19 protein-coding genes and 1 tRNA gene are annotated in these 18,318 nt (G+C 50.7%); 14 read left to right on the plus strand and 6 right to left on the minus strand.

Going from position 1 to position 18,318, the window contains the following annotated elements:
* Positions 1-237: 237 nt before the first annotated feature.
* Positions 238-1,041 (plus strand): 2,5-didehydrogluconate reductase DkgB, encoded by an 804-nt coding sequence (dkgB, locus tag OGY83_RS00055; RefSeq protein ID WP_191234151.1) that lies wholly within the window; start codon positions 238-240, stop codon positions 1,039-1,041.
* Positions 1,042-1,062: 21 nt separating this feature from the next.
* Here the strand turns inward: dkgB and yafC are convergent, their stop codons facing one another.
* Positions 1,063-1,977: a DNA-binding transcriptional regulator YafC gene (gene yafC / locus OGY83_RS00060; RefSeq protein WP_286634823.1), complete on the minus strand. Its 915-nt coding sequence runs from the start codon at positions 1,975-1,977 to the stop codon at positions 1,063-1,065.
* A 104-nt stretch (positions 1,978-2,081) separates the two neighbouring features.
* Here yafC and OGY83_RS00065 point away from each other — a divergent pair, with 104 nt between their 5' ends.
* The 3 genes from OGY83_RS00065 to OGY83_RS00075 all read left to right on the plus strand — a co-directional run bounded on the left by OGY83_RS00065 (position 2,082) and on the right by OGY83_RS00075 (position 5,036).
* Complete coding sequence (locus OGY83_RS00065) at positions 2,082-3,257, plus strand: MFS transporter (protein WP_003830796.1); 1,176 nt, start codon at positions 2,082-2,084, stop codon at positions 3,255-3,257.
* Positions 3,258-3,388: 131 nt separating this feature from the next.
* Entirely contained in the window at positions 3,389-4,186 is a 798-nt protein-coding gene (locus OGY83_RS00070) for an endonuclease/exonuclease/phosphatase family protein (protein WP_079940156.1), read from the plus strand.
* Positions 4,187-4,265: 79 nt separating this feature from the next.
* Positions 4,266-5,036 (plus strand): class I SAM-dependent methyltransferase, encoded by a 771-nt coding sequence (locus tag OGY83_RS00075; protein ID WP_079940157.1) that lies wholly within the window; start codon positions 4,266-4,268, stop codon positions 5,034-5,036.
* A 49-nt stretch (positions 5,037-5,085) separates the two neighbouring features.
* On the opposite strand, the gene mltD is transcribed toward OGY83_RS00075, so the two are convergent.
* Both mltD and gloB read right to left on the minus strand, forming a co-directional pair.
* Positions 5,086-6,444: a murein transglycosylase D gene (mltD, locus tag OGY83_RS00080; protein WP_079940158.1), complete on the minus strand. Its 1,359-nt coding sequence runs from the start codon at positions 6,442-6,444 to the stop codon at positions 5,086-5,088.
* A 71-nt stretch (positions 6,445-6,515) separates the two neighbouring features.
* Positions 6,516-7,271, minus strand: a complete 756-nt coding sequence (gene gloB, locus OGY83_RS00085; protein WP_123269002.1) for a hydroxyacylglutathione hydrolase — start codon at positions 7,269-7,271, stop codon at positions 6,516-6,518.
* 33 nt (positions 7,272-7,304) lie between these two features.
* Here gloB and OGY83_RS00090 point away from each other — a divergent pair, with 33 nt between their 5' ends.
* Positions 7,305-8,027, plus strand: coding sequence for a class I SAM-dependent methyltransferase (locus OGY83_RS00090; protein WP_286634824.1), 723 nt, complete (start codon positions 7,305-7,307; stop codon positions 8,025-8,027).
* On the opposite strand, the gene rnhA is transcribed toward OGY83_RS00090, so the two are convergent.
* Complete coding sequence (gene rnhA, locus OGY83_RS00095) at positions 8,024-8,491, minus strand: ribonuclease HI (RefSeq protein ID WP_003838896.1); 468 nt, start codon at positions 8,489-8,491, stop codon at positions 8,024-8,026. The two genes, OGY83_RS00090 and rnhA, sit on opposite strands and share 4 nt — an antisense overlap.
* A 64-nt stretch (positions 8,492-8,555) precedes the next feature.
* Between rnhA and dnaQ the strand changes: the two genes are divergently transcribed.
* Together dnaQ and OGY83_RS00105 are read left to right on the plus strand one after the other, a co-directional pair.
* Positions 8,556-9,284 (plus strand): DNA polymerase III subunit epsilon, encoded by a 729-nt coding sequence (gene dnaQ, locus OGY83_RS00100; protein WP_095533177.1) that lies wholly within the window; start codon positions 8,556-8,558, stop codon positions 9,282-9,284.
* 133 nt (positions 9,285-9,417) lie between these two features.
* Positions 9,418-9,494, plus strand: a tRNA-Asp gene (locus tag OGY83_RS00105).
* A gap of 156 nt (positions 9,495-9,650) precedes the next feature.
* Here the strand turns inward: OGY83_RS00105 and OGY83_RS00110 are convergent.
* Positions 9,651-10,169, minus strand: coding sequence for a hypothetical protein (locus OGY83_RS00110; protein WP_286634825.1), 519 nt, complete (start codon positions 10,167-10,169; stop codon positions 9,651-9,653).
* Position 10,170: 1 nt separating this feature from the next.
* Positions 10,171-10,854, minus strand: a complete 684-nt coding sequence (locus tag OGY83_RS00115) for a winged helix-turn-helix domain-containing protein (RefSeq protein WP_286634827.1) — start codon at positions 10,852-10,854, stop codon at positions 10,171-10,173.
* 750 nt (positions 10,855-11,604) lie between these two features.
* Here OGY83_RS00115 and OGY83_RS00120 point away from each other — a divergent pair.
* From OGY83_RS00120 to OGY83_RS00150, 7 genes are all read left to right on the plus strand, one after another.
* Positions 11,605-12,153 carry a fimbrial protein gene (locus tag OGY83_RS00120; protein WP_003830808.1) on the plus strand — a complete coding sequence of 183 codons (549 nt, stop codon included), beginning with the start codon at positions 11,605-11,607 and terminating at the stop codon, positions 12,151-12,153.
* A gap of 69 nt (positions 12,154-12,222) precedes the next feature.
* Positions 12,223-12,771, plus strand: a complete 549-nt coding sequence (locus OGY83_RS00125) for a fimbrial protein (RefSeq protein WP_079940092.1) — start codon at positions 12,223-12,225, stop codon at positions 12,769-12,771.
* A gap of 41 nt (positions 12,772-12,812) precedes the next feature.
* Positions 12,813-15,284 carry a fimbria/pilus outer membrane usher protein gene (locus tag OGY83_RS00130; RefSeq protein ID WP_286634829.1) on the plus strand — a complete coding sequence of 824 codons (2,472 nt, stop codon included), beginning with the start codon at positions 12,813-12,815 and terminating at the stop codon, positions 15,282-15,284.
* A 26-nt stretch (positions 15,285-15,310) separates the two neighbouring features.
* On the plus strand, positions 15,311-16,087 hold the full coding sequence (locus OGY83_RS00135) for a fimbrial biogenesis chaperone (RefSeq protein WP_139762673.1): 777 nt from the start codon (positions 15,311-15,313) through the stop codon (positions 16,085-16,087).
* 12 nt (positions 16,088-16,099) lie between these two features.
* Positions 16,100-16,705, plus strand: a complete 606-nt coding sequence (locus OGY83_RS00140; RefSeq protein ID WP_079940089.1) for a fimbrial protein — start codon at positions 16,100-16,102, stop codon at positions 16,703-16,705.
* Positions 16,702-17,766, plus strand: a complete 1,065-nt coding sequence (locus OGY83_RS00145; protein ID WP_079940088.1) for a fimbrial protein — start codon at positions 16,702-16,704, stop codon at positions 17,764-17,766. The genes OGY83_RS00140 and OGY83_RS00145 overlap by 4 nt, the downstream gene beginning before the upstream one ends.
* A gap of 9 nt (positions 17,767-17,775) precedes the next feature.
* Positions 17,776-18,318 (plus strand): fimbrial protein, encoded by a 543-nt coding sequence (locus OGY83_RS00150; RefSeq protein WP_286634832.1) that lies wholly within the window; start codon positions 17,776-17,778, stop codon positions 18,316-18,318.

The following is an 18,318-nucleotide window of genomic DNA, read 5'->3' on the forward strand; positions in this document are numbered from 1 at the left end:
CGGTAGTTCAGTTGGTTAGAATACCTGCCTGTCACGCAGGGGGTCGCGGGTTCGAGTCCCGTCCGTTCCGCCACTTATTAAGAGCCCTGAGCTAACGCTCAGGGCTTTTTCTTTGTTTACGATTTAATTATTGCTGAATCCGCAAAAATCCTCTGCATTTTTCACTCTTTTTCTATAAAGAGCTGAAGCTCATAATCCTCTCAGTTAACGAACATAGTGATTAAAAAGAGGAATTCTATGACTATCCCTGCATTCGGTTTAGGTACTTTTCGCCTGAAAGACGACGTGGTTATCGCTTCTGTTAAAACTGCGCTTGAGCTAGGCTACCGTGCTGTCGACACTGCGCAAATCTATGATAATGAAGCGGCTGTTGGTCAGGCGATTGCCGAAAGCGGCGTACCGCGTAACGAGCTGTATATCACCACCAAGATTTGGATTGAAAATCTTAGCAAAGAAAAACTGATCCCAAGTCTGAAAGAAAGCCTGAAGAAGCTGCGTACAGATTATGTCGATCTGACGCTGATCCACTGGCCATCTCCAGGTGATGCGGTATCTGTTGAGGAATTTATGCAGGCACTGCTTGAAGCTAAAAAGCAGGGATTGACTCGCGAAATTGGTATCTCAAACTTCACCATTCCGCTGATGGAAAAAGCCATTGCCGCAGTAGGTGCAGAGAATATTGCGACCAACCAGATTGAGCTTTCTCCGTATCTGCAGAGCCGTAAGGTGGTTGACTGGGCGAAAGCACACGGTATTCACATCACTTCTTACATGACGCTGGCTTATGGTAAAGCACTGAAAGATGAAGTGATTGCGCACATTGCCGCTAAACATAATGCGACCCCGGCGCAGGTTATTCTGGCATGGGCAATGGGGGAAGGTTACTCCGTAATTCCTTCTTCTACCAAACGTGAAAACCTGGCAAGCAACCTGCTGGCGCTGGAACTGCATCTGGATGCCGAAGATAAAAAAGCGATCGCGGCACTGGACTGCAACGATCGTCTGGTCAGTCCGGAAGGCCTGGCCCCTGATTGGGATTAATTGCCTGACCCTCTGTACCCTTTAACCCTCTTTCACAGCTCCTTCGGGAGCTGTTCTTATATATTCACTTAAAAAGTCGATAAATGCCCTGATGCGCGTACTGACGGCACGATCGCTGTAATAAACTGCGCTAAAAGGCATCTCTACCGGTAGACGTTTATCTGCCAATAACTCCACCAATTCACCCCGCGCGATCTCTTTATCTATCATATAATCTGAAAGACATGCGATGCCGTTGCCATTCAGGCAAAGCTGTTTTAGCGTTTCCCCACTGTTGGAAGAAATTGCACACTCGACCTCATGCAGCTGCCCGTCGCTACAGGCAATCGGCCAGGTATTGAGTGAAACCGGTTCGGAAAACCCCAGACACAGATGCTGTTTTAGCTCCTCGACGGTCTCTGGTCTACTAAAACGGGCAATATAGTCCGGTGAGGCAATAATCTTACGGTAGCTGGTGAATAATGGACGCGCACGTAGACTCGAGTCAGTCAGCGTACCCGCTCGTATAGCAACATCCACTTTTCGTTCAATAAGATTGATGAACGTTTCCGAGGAGACGAGAGACAACGTCATCTCGGGGTACCGCTCCCGGAACGGCTTGATTAGCGGCATCAGGAAATGCAACATCACCGGTGTTGCTGCGTCGATGCGCAGCAGGCCGCGCGGAGTATTACGCGACTCCATGATTTCCGTTTCTGCTGCAGCCATCTCTTGCAGTATCTGCTGCACCCGCCTGAAGTAGCGCTCTCCTTCCTCTGTGAGGCTTAGCTGTCGGGTCGTTCGATTAAGCAAACTGACGCCCAGCTTCATCTCCAGCTTTTTTACTGCCCGGCTGACCGCGGAATTGGCTTGTCCAAGCTGTTCTGCCGCCCGGCTAAAGCTGCCGCTTTCCACTACCGCTACAAAAATCGCAAGTTCTTCAGAGGTTGCTTTCATTTTTGCACCTGACGCAAAATTATATTGAGATTTTGAATGTTTTTGTCATTAAAACATCCAGGCATACTGCGTGTCATCTGATTACTGATGTTACGGAGTTATTTATGCCTCTCGCTTTATTTGCACTAACAATAAGTGCCTTCGCTATAGGCACTACTGAGTTTGTGATTGTTGGTCTGGTGCCGACCATCGCTCAACAGCTGGCGATCTCGTTACCTTCCGCCGGGATGCTGGTTTCAATCTATGCGCTGGGGGTGGCGATTGGCGCACCGGTACTGACCGCTCTGACCGGACGCCTGCCACGTAAACAGTTACTGGTTGCGCTGATGGTTCTGTTTACGGCGGGGAATTTGCTGGCATGGCAGGCACCCGGGTATATGACACTCATTGTCGCTCGTCTGCTGACTGGGCTGGCACATGGCGTATTCTTCTCGATTGGTTCTACCATCGCGACAAGTCTGGTGCCAAAAGAGAAAGCGGCTTCCGCTATCGCCATTATGTTCGGTGGCTTAACGGTGGCGCTGGTCACCGGCGTGCCGCTGGGCACATTTATCGGTCAGCACTTTGGCTGGCGTGAGACTTTCCTCGCGGTATCAATGTTAGGCGTGATTGCACTGATCAGTAGCCAGTTACTAATCCCTGCCAACATTCCCGGTCGTGCAGCTGCCAGCATTCGCGACCAGGTGAAGGTGCTGACTCATCCTCGTCTGTTGCTGATTTACGCCGTTACGGCACTGGGCTACGGCGGTGTATTCACGGCATTCACCTTCCTGGCACCGATGATGCAGGATCTGGCGGGATTCTCCCCGGCAGCAGTAAGCTGGATCTTACTGGGGTACGGTGTTTCAGTGGCTATCGGTAATATCTGGGGGGGTAAGCTGGCGGATAAACATGGTGCGGTTCCTGCGCTGAAATTTATTTTCGCCGCGTTGTTTGTCCTGCTGATGGTCTTCCAACTGACGGCATCCACGCAGTACGCCGCGCTGGCTACCATTCTGGTGATGGGGATCTTTGCCTTTGGTAACGTACCGGGGTTGCAGGTCTACGTGGTACAGAAAGCGGAGCAATTTACGCCTAATGCTGTTGATGTGGCGTCAGGGCTGAACATTGCAGCGTTTAACATTGGGATTGCGTTGGGGTCAGTGATTGGTGGGCAAACGGTCGAGCATTATGGCTTAGCGCAGACGCCGTGGATTGGCGCCCTCATTGTTCTGGTGGCTTTCCTGCTGATGGGTGTCAGCGGTCGTCTTGATAAACCCGTGCGTGTTGCTCTGGGGTAAATCATTGATGTAAGCGCCCACTTACAAAACAAACTGCAATTGTTCGTTGAAAGTGAGTGCTAAAATCCCTATAACAGAAGAACCAGTCCGGCTGCGGACTGGTTGACGTTACAGAGGTTTGAAAGTCTAAAGTGCGAAAAAACACCTATGCCATGCGTTATGTTGCCGGACAACCCGCCGAGCGGATTTTACCGCCGGGGTCGTTTGCGCATATTGGCCAGGCATTACCCGCAGGCGTTCCGTTAAGCAGTGAAGACCGCATTCGCGTGCTGGTATGGAATATTTTTAAACAGCAGCGCGCAGAATGGCAGTCAGTGCTGAAGAATTTTGGCAAAGATGCGCATCTGGTGTTATTACAGGAAGCGCAAACCACGCCAGAACTGGTGCAGTTTGCGACCGCTAACTACCTTGCAGCCGATCAGGTACCTGCCTTTGTGCTGCCTCAACATCCCTCTGGCGTCATGACGCTCTCTGCTGCTCATCCTGTTTACTGCTGTCCATTGCGCGAGCGTGAGCCTATTTTACGGTTGGCGAAATCGGCTCTGGTAACGGTGTATCCGCTGCCTGACTCTCGATTATTAATGGTGGTGAATATCCACGCGGTTAACTTTAGCCTCGGCGTCGATGTTTATAGTAAGCAGTTACTTCCCATTGGCGATCAGATTGCTCATCACAGCGGTCCGGTTATTATGGCTGGCGATTTCAATGCCTGGAGCCGTCGACGGATGAATGCGCTGTACCGCTTTGCGCGTGAAATGTCGCTGCGCCAGGTACGTTTTACTGACGATCAGCGCCGACGCGCGTTTGGTCGCCCTCTCGACTTTGTGTTCTATCGTGGTCTGAACGTGAGTGAAGCCTCTGTGCTGGTCACCCGTGCATCCGATCACAACCCGCTACTCGTTGAATTCAGTCCCGGCAAACCTGAATAATAACGGTGTGTCAGGTCTGCCGTAGGGCAGGCCTGTGATGGTTGCCCTTCATATTTCACAACAACCGAAGGACAACATAATGACAACACGCTCTCACCATGACAACGTCGAAAAACAGTTTGGCTCTCAGGCTAATGCCTATTTAACCAGTACGGTGCACGCCTCTGGCCGTGACTTGCAACGTCTGGGGGAAAGGTTGTCGGCATTTTCGCAGGCCCACGTGTTAGATATGGGATGCGGAGCGGGGCACGCCAGCTTTGTAGCCGCGCAACATGTAAAGCAGGTTGTGGCTTATGATTTATCGTCGCAGATGCTTGAGGTGGTCGCAGAGGCGGCAAAAGACAGAGGCCTGGAGAATGTCGCCACACGACAGGGCTATGCCGAAAGCCTGCCATTTGAAGATAACGAATTTGATGTGGTGATTAGCCGCTATTCTGCGCATCACTGGCATGATGTCGGATGCGCGCTGCGGGAAGTGAACCGCGTTCTGAAGCCCGGCGGTGTATTGATTGTGATGGATGTGATGTCGCCTGGCCACCCAGTACGTGATATCTGGTTGCAAACCGTGGAGGCGTTACGCGACACCTCACACGTACGCAATTATTCCAGCGGAGAGTGGCTGTCGTTAATCAATGACGCCAATCTGATTGCTGATACCTTGTTAACCGATCGTCTGCCACTGGAGTTCAGTTCGTGGGTGGCGCGGATGCGCACGCCTGCAGAGTTGATCGACGCGATTCGAGCATACCAACAAAGTGCTTCTGCACAAGTGAAAGACTACTTTGCGTTACAGGAAGATGGCTCGTTTACGAGCGACACGATAATGGTTGAGGCACATAAGGCGGGATAAATAAAAAAGGCACTGGGGGGAAACCAGTGCCTTCATTTCTACGATGCTATCAGGAGTCCGGCATGCCGTTGTTTTTTACAAACAACGTTAGCTGATCGCCTGGCTGTAGATTGTTCGTATCGCTGTTCCAGCGCATCACATCCTTGATATTAACCCCGTGGCGTTTGGCAATGCTCGACAGCGAGTCGCCTTTACGTACACGATAAGTGATGCTATCGCTGTTGTTCGCCAGACGCTGTGCGCTGGTACCTGCGCCCACGGTCAGATTCTGGCCCACTTTCAGCGACGACCCGCGCAGATTATTCCACTGCTTAAGGTCATTGATGCTCACGCCAAGACGTGAAGCGACGCCAGAAAGCGTATCGCCAGAGCGAACTTTGTAGCTACGGCTGTTCAGCGGCGTGTTATCCGCGACCAGCGTTGACTGCACGGCTGCAATTTCGCCTGAAGCCAGAGACTCACGCAGCTTCTCTGCATGCTTCTTTGGCACCATCACATATTGCGGGCCACTGGCACCCAACGTGGAGCCTTTCACGCCTGCATTGAAGGTCTTCAGCTTGCTGACGGAAATACCCGCCATATCGGCAACCTGAGCCATCTCAACCGGGCTACTCAGGCGAACACGTGCCAATGCGCGGCTTTCGTCTGTTGTTGGCAGACGCACGCCATAGCGTTTGCTGTTTTTGAGTATATCGCTCAATGCCAGCATTTTGGGCACGTATAGCTTTGTTTCCTGAGGCAATGGCAACGACCAGAAGTCAGTGGGTTTACCACGAGCTTTGTTCGTTTTGATTGCCTTCATGACACGACCTTCACCGCTATTATAAGCAGCAACGGTCAGCAGCCAGTCGCCATCAAACATCTTGTTCAGACGCTGCATCATGTCCAGCGCGGCGGTGGTGGAAGCCACAACGTCGCGACGTGCATCATAACTGCGGGTCTGTTTTAAACCATAATTGCGCCCCGTGCTCGGAATGATCTGCCAAATACCTGCGGCATTGGCGCCAGACGTTGCGTGAGGATCAAAAGCGCTCTCCACTATGGGTAGTAGTACCAGTTCCATAGGCATGTTACGTTTCTTAACCTGCCCGGCTATCCAGTACATATACGGCTCTGCCCGTAAAGTTACATCGTGGAGATAGCTCTTATTGCGTAAATACTTCTGTTTCTGTTCGCGAATCCGGTTGTTTTCCGGAATTCCCATCTTTAGCTCGTCACCAATGAAAGCCCACAAGTCTTGATCAGCAGCGATAGATGTTCCGTCGTCCATCCATCGCGCCTGACTTGTAAACTTTCCTGCTTCCCCTTGACCAGCTGCAGAAAGGCTCTGTGCGTGTTGTTGGACGTTACCAGTATTCTGGCACCCAACAAGCAGGACAGAGGCGAGTAATATCGCTTTTGCCTTCATGTGTGTGTCAATAGTTGCTTAAAAGACGACCGATCATAACGGCGAAGTTTTCAAAAGGCAACCCGGAATTGTCAGAACGTATCTTTCTTTGACCTTAACCAGGCAAAACGCTCTTCAGGTTGTTGCAATATTGTTTCTTTGTTGATTTCATTAATTAAATCAATATCTTCCGTTCTCAAAAAAAGATTATTTCGTCGCTCATTTTTCAGAATTACGGGTAGTGTCATTTGTTTTTTTACGCGTAACTCATTAACTTTACGATAATATTCATTTATGAACGAATCGTGCGGGAGAATGCTTAAGGCAAACTTCATGTTTGCTAATGTGTACTCATGTGCGCAACAAATTAATGTATCGTCAGGAAGGGCGTTAATTTTTTTAAGTGATTGATACATTTGGGTTGCTGTGCCTTCGAAAAGTCGACCGCAACCGCCAGAAAAGAGCGTGTCACCACAGAATAAGTAAGGGTGGCTAAAGTAACAGATATGTCCTAAAGTGTGACCCGGAGTAGCAATTACCCTAAATTCATGCCCCAAAACGAGTGCAATATCGCCATCTTCGACTACGTGTGTCGTTCCCTTATCTTGCGTTTCAGCCGGTCCGTATACCACTATTTGTGGGAAATGTTGCAGAAGCTCTTTCACACCGCCCACGTGATCCTGATGATGATGGGTTAGCAGAATGGCTTCCGGCACCCAGTTATGCTCTGCAATGGCTTTCAGAACAGGAGCCGCTTCACCCGGGTCCACAATCAGACAATGTTTGTCATTATTCGACAGGACCCAGATGTAATTGTCCTGAAATGCAGGAATACTGTTAAGATTCATATATTACCTCTTAATGCGTAACGGAAGGTTGTGATGAAACCGGCAAGGATCCCTCAAACTGTCGTAGCGCCCGTTAGCTGGGATGATTTGCCCTGGGGCGAATACTATCGTGAGGCGCTGGAGCATCAGCTTAACCCGTGGTTCGCAAAAATGTACGGTTTTCATCTGCTTAAGATTGGTAATTTAAGCGCAGAAATCGATTCTGAAGCGTGCGCGGTTTCTCATCAGGTAAATGTTTCTTTGCAGGGTTCTCCCATGCAGGTGACGGCCGATCCTTTGCATCTTCCCTTTGCCGATAAGTCCGTGGATGTTTGTTTATTGGCCCATACGTTACCGTGGTGCTCTGATCCGCATCGCCTACTGCGTGAAGCCGATCGCGTGTTGATTGATGACGGCTGGTTGATTCTGAGCGGCTTTAACCCGGTAAGCCTGATGGGATTGCGTAAACTGGTGCCCGTATTGCGTAAAACATCGCCCTATAACAGTCGGATGTTTACCCTCATGCGTCAACTGGACTGGCTATCATTACTGAATTTTGAAGTGCTGCACTATAGCCGTTTTCATGTTCTGCCCTGGAACAAGAAGGGCGGGAAAATGTTAAGCGCCCATATCCCCGCGCTGGGCTGTTTACAGCTGGTGGTTGCGCGCAAGCGAACCATTCCGCTTACGCTCAACCCGATGAAACAAAATAAAAGCAAAACACCTATCCGTCATGCCGTTGGCGCGACCCGGCAATACCGTAAACCGGACGCTTAAGCCTCAGTCTGATACCCAATATCATCCTGAGTCGGGCTCATGGCCGCGGTGCGCGCAAGCTCATCGCAGCGTTCGTTTTCCGGATGGCCCGCATGGCCTTTAACCCATTCCCATTTGATTTGATGCGGCCCCAGCGCGGCATCGAGACGTTTCCACAGATCGACGTTCTTCACCGGTTTTTTATCTGCTGTTTTCCAGCCGCGCTTTTTCCAGTTGTGGATCCACTGCGTTATGCCCTGGCGCACATACTGGCTGTCCGTGCTGAGTATCACTTCACACTGTTCTTTCAGGGCTTCCAGCGCAACGATTGCGGCCATTAGCTCCATGCGATTATTAGTTGTAAGGTTGTAGCCTTCGCTAAAGGTTTTTTCGCGCCCGCGATAGCGTAAAATTGCCCCGTAACCACCTGGCCCAGGATTACCCAGGCAAGAACCATCGGTGAAAATTTCTACCTGTTTAAGCATCTCTGGTAGACTTCCTGTTTTAGCAAATCGAAATCAAACGATAAGTCTGACATAAATGACCGTTATGAGCACTGGAATTACACGACAGATCGTCCTCGATACCGAAACCACCGGTATGAACCAGATTGGCGCCCACTATGAAGGCCACAAGATCATTGAGATCGGTGCGGTTGAAGTGGTGAACCGCCGCCTGACCGGCAATAACTTCCACGTTTACCTGAAGCCGGATCGGCTGGTGGACCCGGAAGCGTTCGGCGTACACGGAATCGCAGACGAATTCCTGCTCGATAAACCTACGTTTGCCGATGTAGCCGACGAGTTTCTCGACTACATTCGCGGCGCGGAGCTGGTTATTCATAACGCATCGTTTGATATCGGCTTTATGGATTACGAATTCGCGAAGCTCAAGCGTGATATTCCGAAGACGAATGAATTTTGCAAAATAACCGATAGCCTGGCGCTGGCGAGGAAAATGTTTCCTGGCAAGCGAAACAGCCTTGATGCGTTATGCTCGCGCTATGAGATAGACAACAGTAAACGAACCCTGCACGGCGCATTGCTCGATGCCCAAATTCTGGCCGACGTTTATCTGATGATGACCGGCGGGCAGACCACGATGGCGTTCTCAATGGAAGGCGACAGCCAGCAGCAGAATGACACGGGGATCCAGCGTATTGTGCGACAGTCCAGCAAACTACGCGTTGTTTTCGCCACTGATGAAGAGTTAGCGGCCCATGAGTCACGCCTTGACCTGGTGCAGAAGAAAGGCGGAAGTTGCCTCTGGCGGGCATAGTTTGTACGTTTACCGTATGAAAATGGCCATTCGGGTGATTTTTGCAGCAAACGATTAAAAACGTGAGAAAAAGCGTTGACGAGGCGCGAGGCAATCCGTAATATTCGCTTCGTTCCCAAGCGGAACACAACGCGGAGTGGTAGTTCAGTTGGTTAGAATACCTGCCTGTCACGCAGGGGGTCGCGGGTTCGAGTCCCGTCCATTCCGCCACTATTCAGAAAGCCTGAATCAGAAATGATTCAGGCTTTCGTCGTTTTAGCCCACCAAAAATAATAATCTCATTATCACGCTTTATCGACCGCGCCCGAGCTTTCGGGTGGGCAACACATCAGGTCATCCTTAACCCGACGCATATCCAGAAGGTGATTAATTCGCGAAGTGATTCATCACGCAGGCGTAGCGGGGGGAAAAGTTATCGCCAATAAGTACCGTTTCCTCATTCAGGTGCTTTAGCATATACAGTTTGTCGGCACGTTCGTAAGCATCGAAGAAGAGATAGTCGACAGCGTCCGTTGCATCATCATCGGGGGATTTTTCTCGCCCATCGGGAGTGAGCATAAAAACGCCTGCGGTATGGCCGAGTGGACGGATATAGCGAAAGAACAGTTTTCGGTTAACAGCGAAATCGCCGTCGTCACTTTTGAGTTTCCCCTGGACTGACAATGTAAGGTGTCCGGAGTTGTAGCTGGTTATCAGCATTATTCCGTGGAGTTCCTTTTTTGTATTCTGGATGTCGAGTATCGACGTGAATTCCGAGGAGCAGGAAAAACTGATTTCTTGTTTTTTCTCATTCCCGGCGATAATAAAAAAAGCGATAGCCGCCAGCCCAAAAATGGCAATCACGACTGACCATAGTAAAGGAGAGTGATCGCTTTCCTGATTCATATCATTCCTCATGATGGCGATACTGGCTGATGCAGTGGTAATAGCCGAGGTTTAGCCCGCATTCAGCGGCAAACGACCACTCAACCAGATTATGGTTGCTCGCCCAGGTATTGAGATACAGATTTTTTGGATACGAACAGTTGGGGTTAATACCCACGGACTTGAAAATATCCAGCGCTTTTTTTTCGGTTATGGTGTCGGTGAGGGCGTTTCCTAATATATGTACACGGCATTGCTCGTAGTCGATAGTCCGCAGGATCGCCGCGTCCGTCATGGCGATTTCATTGGGTATCCATGTTAACCACGCTGTCGCCAGCACGGCGATGCCGGTAATTAACGTTGTTATCGTGACAGGCCACAGGTTTCGTTTCTTTTTCCTGGGCGTCAATGCAACATTGGCTATTCTGGTGGGCGCTTGCGATTCCTCCATTTGCTGAATATTGATACTGGCGTCGCCCATCCGAAATCCTATTCGCGGAATGGTGACGATCAGTTCTGCAGGATGGCCCGTAGACGTTATTGCTTTGCGCAGAAATGAAATGTGCTGATTGAGATTAGCATCCGTCGCTCTGGCGCCATTATGCTGGAAAACATTCCGCAGAATTTCATCGCGCGAGGATATCTCTTTACCATTTTGCAACAGATAGAGCAGTAATTGTGTTGCCACATTATTCAATGTGGCCATTTCACCAGACGCCAGGTCTTTTAGGGTATTTTTATGTGGTCTGAAAACTAAGCCATCACCAATAATTACGGATTTAATTTTGTTTATTGGTATATGAGAAATCACTGATGTCTCCTTTAAAGCAGGATATCTCGCATTCGAGTGGGGGAAGCAATAGCATAACATAATTCATTTATAAAAAATGATTGTGCCATAGATCGCTTTATTAATATTTATATAACAAACTCTTAATATATCTAATAGAATCCTCCAATCTCCTTCGTCTCTTTCACTATCTTATTGTCATTACTCGATTTTGATACCAAATTTCATTTTTACAAAACTTTCATAAATACATTTTGCCCGTTCTTTTGGCTAAATAAAAAAATAGTTGATAGATAAAAACTCTATAAAAACTATAAATAATAGCCATTAACACTGTGGTTTGCGTGTTTTTTGGCTATTTTTTAGGTAAACGATCGCTCGACAGACAGTGTTACAACACGATTCCCTGAGTTTGATTAATACCGGATTTTTGCATTGTGTCATTTTTTCGTCGACTTAATATAAGCCCAGAAACAGCGTAAACAACTGTGGACGGTATTTCGGATGGAATACCAATGAAGTTCAAAATACGGGGTGGCTTGAGATGGATTGTTTGCAAGGAAATGCACTACCGCCACCTGCAGATCAGGGTTTCCCTTGCATAAATTGTCTGTGGAAATAGATCGTCGGAATAACCAAAAAACAGATATAAGGTTAAGTAGTAATATGAAAATGAAAAACGTGGCTGTGGCTTGTGCGCTGATGGCGGGAATGACTTTTACTGCATCTTCTGCTTTCGCTGCAAAAAATGTTGAACCGACTAACGGTAAAATTCACTTCACTGGTTCTCTGGTTAATTCCGCATGCGGTCTGGCCCCAGAATCCAGCCCGGTGCAGGTTAATTTTGGTGAGATCCCAACTTCTCAGTTAAAAGACAACCAACGTGCTGGTGTTAAGCATGCCAAAATCGTTCTGCAGGGCTGCGATACAACTGTTGCGAAAACCGCCACAGTAACCTACACCCCGGCAACGATTGATACCGACAACAATGCGCTGGCTGCATTTACCTCAGGTACAGCAAAGGGCGCGGGCATCGGTATGATTGATAGTGGTAACCAGGATGTGAAATGGGGCGAAGCCGCATCTCAGGTCAACATTACCGATGGCGAAACCGACATTGATTTCGTTGCTTACCTCCAGGCCAACAACGCATCCGCAGCCGTAACCCCAGGTGACTTCGAATCTACCGTTAATTTCCAGATCGACTATCAGTAACGATCTGCTGCGGGCGCAACTATGCGCCTGCTTAACCCTTCCTGCGAATAACTGAAAGGAAATGCGGTGATGCCTGGATGGCGTATTTTACTGCTTTTTATCTTCATATCGCCTGCATGGGTTTTGGCTGACACCAACCGTCTTGTCAGTACGCCCGGCAAAATGCGCATGCGGGGAAATATTATTGAGGCTGCCTGTTATGTCGATCCACACGATCGGTCGCTGCTGGTTGAATTTGATGACCTCTCAGCCAGAGATATTTCCGGAAAACCTGAAAAAGTATCTGCGCATGATTTCAGCATTCATTTGCTGGGATGCTCATTAGGGGATTCTCAACACCCCGGGAATCTGTTTCAACGCGCCAATATTACCTTTTCCGGCGCACCGGATAGTGACAATCCTGATTATCTGAGCGTGCAATCGGAAACTGAAAATTTAGCGATAGAAATATATGACGGCAAAGGAAAGCAAATTCATCTGGGTGAGCCATCACCGGATTATGCGCTCAACCCAGGGAAAAACACGCTCAATTTTACGGCTTATTTGATCTCCCGCGATGGAAGAATGACGTCTGGTGAATTTACTGCAGTCACGCATTTTGTTGTGAATTATCTCTGAGCTGCACGGCAATTCGGGTATCTGAAGGTTTGCGAACGAAAATGATCACGCTGAAAACAGATAAAAAACGTCTGGCGCTTTTAATTGCTCTGGTCTGTGCCTCTTCATGGGCTGAAGCGGATGAGTCTATTGAATTTAATACTGACGTCCTGGATGCCAGTGACAGACAAAATGTCGATTTACAGCGTTTTTCCGAAGGCAACTTTGTGACTCCAGGAGAATATCTTCTGGATGTTCGTATTAACAGCCAGGAGATCCCTCAGCAGTCGATCCGTTATATCGTTGATCCTACCAACTCGCATAAATCCATGGCGTGTCTGACGCCGCAACAGCTCGAATTACTGGCGCTCAAAGAAGAGGCGCTGTCCTATATTCATCCGATTAGCGCGACCTGCTATGACATTTCCCGTCTGCCGGGTGTGGCACTGAATAATAGCGCAGGCGTGCTGGACATTACCGTGCCTCAGGCATGGATGAAATATACCGATCCAGACTGGACGCCACCGGAGCGCTGGGATAACGGCGTCGCGGGACTGATTTTCGACTACAGCGTCTCGGGCCAGGCCACACATTACGAACAAGGTGGCGATCATTACCGCTCTCTGTCTGGTTATGGACAAACGGGCTTTAACCTCGGCGCGTGGCGCTTTCGTGGTCAGTATCAGGCCAATTATGCTTCGGATGAAAATCGTGGGCGTATCGACTGGGATCAGATCTATGCCTATCGCCCGCTACCGATGCAGGCTGCAAAACTGACGGTCGGCGAAATCTACCTGAATTCTCAGGTGTTTGATTCAGTGCGATTTACCGGGGCTAACCTCGCCAGCGACGAGCGCATGCTACCACCGAATTTGCAGGGCTACGCGCCCGAAGTGCACGGCATCGCCCGCAGTAATGCGAAGGTCACCGTTAGTCAGCAGGGGCGTGTTATCTATCAAACCACCGTTCCAGCGGGGCCATTTAATATTCAGGATTTACACGGCTCGGTACGTGGCACGTTGGATGTTCGCGTCGAAGAGCAGGATGGCAGCGTACAAACCTTTCAGGTCAATACGGCCGATATTCCTTACCTGACGCGCCCGGGCTATGTTCGCTACAACGCCGCGGTCGGAAAGCCATCGCGTTATAACCACGACGTCCAGGGACCTGCATTTTATAGCGGTGATTTTTCATGGGGGGGCAGCAATGCGTGGTCACTGTACGGCGGCGCATTGCTGACTGGCGATCGCTATAACGCCTGGTCGATGGGGATTGGGCGGGATTTGAGCTGGCTGGGCGCGCTGTCGGCTGACGCGACGCAATCCGTGAGCCGGGTGAAGCATCAGACTGAACAAAAAGGGATGTCCTTTAAGCTCAGCTATGCCAAAACCTTTGATGAATACAACAGCGCCATCACCTTTGCCGGTTACCGCTTTTCACAGCGTAACTTCCGCACCTTCTCGCAGTTCCTCGACGAGCAGTATGAAAATAACAACAGCGCCGGCAACGAAAAAGAGATGTACACCATCACCGGTAACAAGACCTTTTTTGCTGACGACCCGCAATTAGCGACCACGCTGTACCTGACCTATACCCACCAGAATTACTGGGATCGTGGCTCTCAGGATCGTTACGGGTTGTCGATGGGACACAGCTTTTCGTTCGCAGGCATTCAGGGGATCAGCGCCAACCTTGCCGCTTACCGCTCTGAGTATCAGGGCAAACGGGACGACAGCCTTTCGCTGTCCATTTCGGTGCCATGGAGCGATGGCCGCTCAATGGATTATGAAGTGCAAAACAGCGGCAGCCAGACCAGTCAGATGGTTTCGTATTCCGATAACCGCGATCGTAACAATCCATGGCGACTGCGCGCAGGGGTTTCCGGTGAAGGGCACACCGCGTTTGATGGCTACTACAAGCATCGCAGCATGATGGCGGAACTGGAATCTAACGTCAGCTGGCAGCAATCACGGTATTTCTCCGTAGGCGGCACGATGCGTGGCGGCTTTACCGCAACGCGTCACGGTGCGGCGTTACATAACAGCCAAGCGTCAATGAATACCGCCAGGGTGATGGTTGATACCGATGGTGTGGCGAATGTACCGCTGAACGGCGAACAGGCGCACTCAAATCGCTTCGGTATTGCCGTCGTACCGGACGTCGTCAGCTATCACAGCTTTGATACCCGTATTGATGTGGATGCAATGGACGAGGACATTTCCGCGACCAAAGCCATCGTCACCAACACCCTGACGGAAGGCGCGATTGGTTATCAGCGCTTCGCCGTGGCGCAGGGGCAAAAAATGATGGCGCTGCTGCGCCTGAAGGATGGCTCGGTACCGCCGTTTGGTGCCGAAGTGTTTAACGCCAACGGTGTCAGCGTCGCCATGGTGATGGAAAACGGCATGGCCTGGATTGCGGGTGTGAATCCAGCTGAGCGTCTTTCTGTTGCCTGGGGCGGTCGCGCGCAGTGTCACTTACAGGTGCCGCAACAAATCAACCCGGAAGGTAACGTGCTGTTGCCTTGTGAATAATATCAATAACCTGAATGAATTTTGTCATGAAAAATCAAGCTTTTTACTCCGTGCAGCGTTGGCTCAAACCCGTGGCCTGCGGTCTGCTTTTTATTGCAGAAATCAACGCCTCATGGGCGGGCATTGCACTTGACCGTACCCGTCTGATCATCACCGGTGATGCGCGATCTGTCAGCGCGAACTTAACCAACACCAGTCCGAGTATTCCGTTTCTGGCTCAGTCGTGGGTGGAAGACGCCAATGGAACAAAAATTACCTCGCCGTTGATGGTTTTACCGCCGCTACAACGGATTAACGGCGGGCAAAAGGGCATTGCGCGTGTGACGAAAACCAGCGGTATTAACGCTCTGCCGCAGGATCGCGAGAGTCTGTTCTACCTGAACGTGCGTGAAATTCCGCCCAAGCCGGATAAGCCGAACGTGCTGCAGCTGGCGATGCAGTCGCGCATCAAACTGTTCTACCGTCCGACCACCATCGTGCCGGAAACACCGGGTGCCGTGTGGCAAAACCAACTGGTCTTTCATAAGCAGGGCCTGCGCTGGAGTGTGGATAACCCAACGCCGTACTTCGTCACCTTGATCGGCTTAAGCCGCAAACCTGAAGCCCAGGGCGGCGACAGGCTGACTGATTTCCCAGGGATTATGGTTTCACCAAAATCCTCTCTCGATTTCAGCGTGACCGACGGTAGCGTTAGCCAGTTCAGCATGATGTACGTGAACGATTTTGGCGGTCATCCCGAATTGAAATTCAGCTGCACAGGCAATGTGTGTAAAGCATTGCCGATGGAGCAACAGCCCCGGTAACAGGATTCGTAAATGAAAAAGATGCTTTGCGCTTTGCTGATGGCGGGTATGGCCTGCTCGGTTCAGGCCACAAGCGGTCGCCAGGATATGAGCAACGTGTCCGGCGAGTATGGCAACGTCCGCTTTCATGGTCGGGTGTTCGTTTCGCCGTGCGTGCTGGATATGGCCTCCCGCGATCAGACTATCGATCTTGGTGATATTTCCGCCAGCCGATTTCGCCAGGGCGGCGATCGCAGCGATCCGGTATCGGTCACGCTGTATCTGAACGGCTGCTTAAAGGGCTCCGGTCATACCTTAAGGGATTTCCCCGGGCAGACCAGTGAGATGCCTGAACTTGCGCACAGCACGGTGGAACGTGGTGTTTCGATGACGCTAATGGCTGAAGGCGCACCGGAAAACAGCGATTTGGGGCGCATACGTGGCGATGTTCGCGGCGCGGGCATCCGGCTACTGACTGAACATAACCAGTTAATCCACCTGAACCAACCGCAACGCATGTGGATCCTCAAACCGGGTGATAACGCCATTCATTTTCTTGCCGCGCTGGAATCTTTTGGGCGAGAGGTGACCGCAGGAGAATTTAACGGCCTGGTCAGACTTAAGCTGGAGTATCTATGAGCGTATTACGTAAAACGCTGTTGTGGGTGGTGCTGGCAGGCTGTCCGTTGGCCGGGCAGGCATTTACACAGGGAGAAGGTGAGCCGGAAGGTGGCTCTCCGCATCAGTACGATATTGAACTTAGCTCGCTGGATGTCAGCAAAAACCACGTGGGTGGCAGAACGGAGCCGTTCCCATGGAATCTGGGCGGCTGGTATGTGGTGAATTTCTATTGCGAACAGGCTGACATCTCCCGAGCACCGATTTACTACACCACTACAACCACTATGCCGCCTTCAAATCAGGGGGCGAACCGTTTTCGGCTAAACGAGTATCTGGATGTAGAAGTTCAGGTGTGGGTTGCCGGGGGCTATAAAAAATATGTGCAGGCACCTTTCACCAATGTTTCAAACCGCAACAGCAACAACAGCTGTAAAAAGCGTAAGGGCTACACGCGAGCGACTAACGTTGAAAGTGGTTCAAAAGGGAAAGTGACGTTTATTGTCACTAAACCCATTATCAATGGCATCAATATCACATCCCAGTCGCTGGTGGAGGTGGCCGGGCGCATGGGGAGCGCGGGACCTACGCCAACCACGGCGATTTCTCGCGTGGTGATTAAATCCGGGCTGATTACCGTCCCGGACAAATGCACCTTCAACCGGGGAGACAAAATCAGCATTGAGTTTGGCGATCTGCCTGGATCCGCTGCCCGGCTCAACGGCACTAACTACAGCAAGTCAGTCCCTATACATGTGGTCTGTGAAGGTGGGAGTTTCGATCAGGGCGCGCTGAACATTAATCTTGGTGTACAAACGACCACGGCGTCAGGCACGGCGGGGTTTAACGGTAATCTCCTTGGCACGCTAAGCGGCGGACAAAAGCGCGATGATCTCGGCATTATGCTTAAAGACGAGAGTGGTGGCACCGTCGTGCCCAATCAATTCTACAACGTGAAGGGGTTTTACCAGAATCAGGGCGACTGGAATCTCACCGCCGCGCCGGTGGCAAAACCGGGCGTGGGAAGCGTGAAGGAGGGTGAATTTGAAGCCTCTGCCACCGTTGTCGCGCAGTTTCAGTAGGGGGATGTCATGAGATTCTCGGCGTTATTCGCGACCAGTATGTTACTGCTTGCTGGCATGGCGCAGGCCGACACCAAATTGGTCGGCGGCGATATGTATTTTCACGGCACCATCAGAGCGCTGGCCTGTAGCCTTGCACCGGGAGGCGACAAAATCGAGGTCGATTTCAAGCAAATCGCGACACAGGATCTCTATCTCTCGGGGCGCAGTAAGCCGGAAAAATTCAGCATCCAGTTACGTGACTGCAACCCTGAGGTTTTCCGTGGGATCTCGGTTACCTTCAGCGGCCGAGAGGATGCGGAGCTGACCGATCATCTGGCGCTGGATAGCAGTGAACAAGGCCGCGCGTCAGGGATCGGGATTGGGATGAGCGAAGAGGACGGCACGGCAATCCGCCTTGATGAGAGCACGTCAGTCAAAGAGATAACCGAAGGCTCGATGACGCTGAATTTCTTGGCGTGGGTCGCAGCGGAGCCATCGGCAATAAAAAATCAGTCTCTCGAATACGGTCCGTTCAGCGCCAGCGGGACCTGGACGTTGAACTATCAGTAG

Origin of the sequence: Citrobacter sp. Cpo090, from assembly GCF_030332665.1 — a bacterium.
GTDB classification, from domain to species: Bacteria; Pseudomonadota; Gammaproteobacteria; order Enterobacterales; family Enterobacteriaceae; genus Citrobacter; species Citrobacter portucalensis.

Bases quoted from the DNA above. Each gene is read 5' to 3' on its own strand.
- dkgB (WP_191234151.1), top strand. From the start codon at position 238: ATGACTATCCCTGCATTCGGTTTAGGTACTTTTCGCCTGAAAGACGAC.
- yafC (WP_286634823.1), bottom strand. From the start codon at position 1,977: ATGAAAGCAACCTCTGAAGAACTTGCGATTTTTGTAGCGGTAGTGGAA.
- OGY83_RS00065 (WP_003830796.1), top strand. From the start codon at position 2,082: ATGCCTCTCGCTTTATTTGCACTAACAATAAGTGCCTTCGCTATAGGC.
- OGY83_RS00075 (WP_079940157.1), top strand. From the start codon at position 4,266: ATGACAACACGCTCTCACCATGACAACGTCGAAAAACAGTTTGGCTCT.
- mltD (WP_079940158.1), bottom strand. From the start codon at position 6,444: ATGAAGGCAAAAGCGATATTACTCGCCTCTGTCCTGCTTGTTGGGTGC.
- gloB (WP_123269002.1), bottom strand. From the start codon at position 7,271: ATGAATCTTAACAGTATTCCTGCATTTCAGGACAATTACATCTGGGTC.
- OGY83_RS00090 (WP_286634824.1), top strand. From the start codon at position 7,305: ATGAAACCGGCAAGGATCCCTCAAACTGTCGTAGCGCCCGTTAGCTGG.
- rnhA (WP_003838896.1), bottom strand. From the start codon at position 8,491: ATGCTTAAACAGGTAGAAATTTTCACCGATGGTTCTTGCCTGGGTAAT.
- dnaQ (WP_095533177.1), top strand. From the start codon at position 8,556: ATGAGCACTGGAATTACACGACAGATCGTCCTCGATACCGAAACCACC.
- OGY83_RS00110 (WP_286634825.1), bottom strand. From the start codon at position 10,169: ATGAATCAGGAAAGCGATCACTCTCCTTTACTATGGTCAGTCGTGATT.
- OGY83_RS00115 (WP_286634827.1), bottom strand. From the start codon at position 10,854: ATGGCCACATTGAATAATGTGGCAACACAATTACTGCTCTATCTGTTG.
- OGY83_RS00120 (WP_003830808.1), top strand. From the start codon at position 11,605: ATGAAAATGAAAAACGTGGCTGTGGCTTGTGCGCTGATGGCGGGAATG.
- OGY83_RS00125 (WP_079940092.1), top strand. From the start codon at position 12,223: ATGCCTGGATGGCGTATTTTACTGCTTTTTATCTTCATATCGCCTGCA.
- OGY83_RS00130 (WP_286634829.1), top strand. From the start codon at position 12,813: ATGATCACGCTGAAAACAGATAAAAAACGTCTGGCGCTTTTAATTGCT.
- OGY83_RS00135 (WP_139762673.1), top strand. From the start codon at position 15,311: ATGAAAAATCAAGCTTTTTACTCCGTGCAGCGTTGGCTCAAACCCGTG.
- OGY83_RS00140 (WP_079940089.1), top strand. From the start codon at position 16,100: ATGAAAAAGATGCTTTGCGCTTTGCTGATGGCGGGTATGGCCTGCTCG.
- OGY83_RS00145 (WP_079940088.1), top strand. From the start codon at position 16,702: ATGAGCGTATTACGTAAAACGCTGTTGTGGGTGGTGCTGGCAGGCTGT.
- OGY83_RS00150 (WP_286634832.1), top strand. From the start codon at position 17,776: ATGAGATTCTCGGCGTTATTCGCGACCAGTATGTTACTGCTTGCTGGC.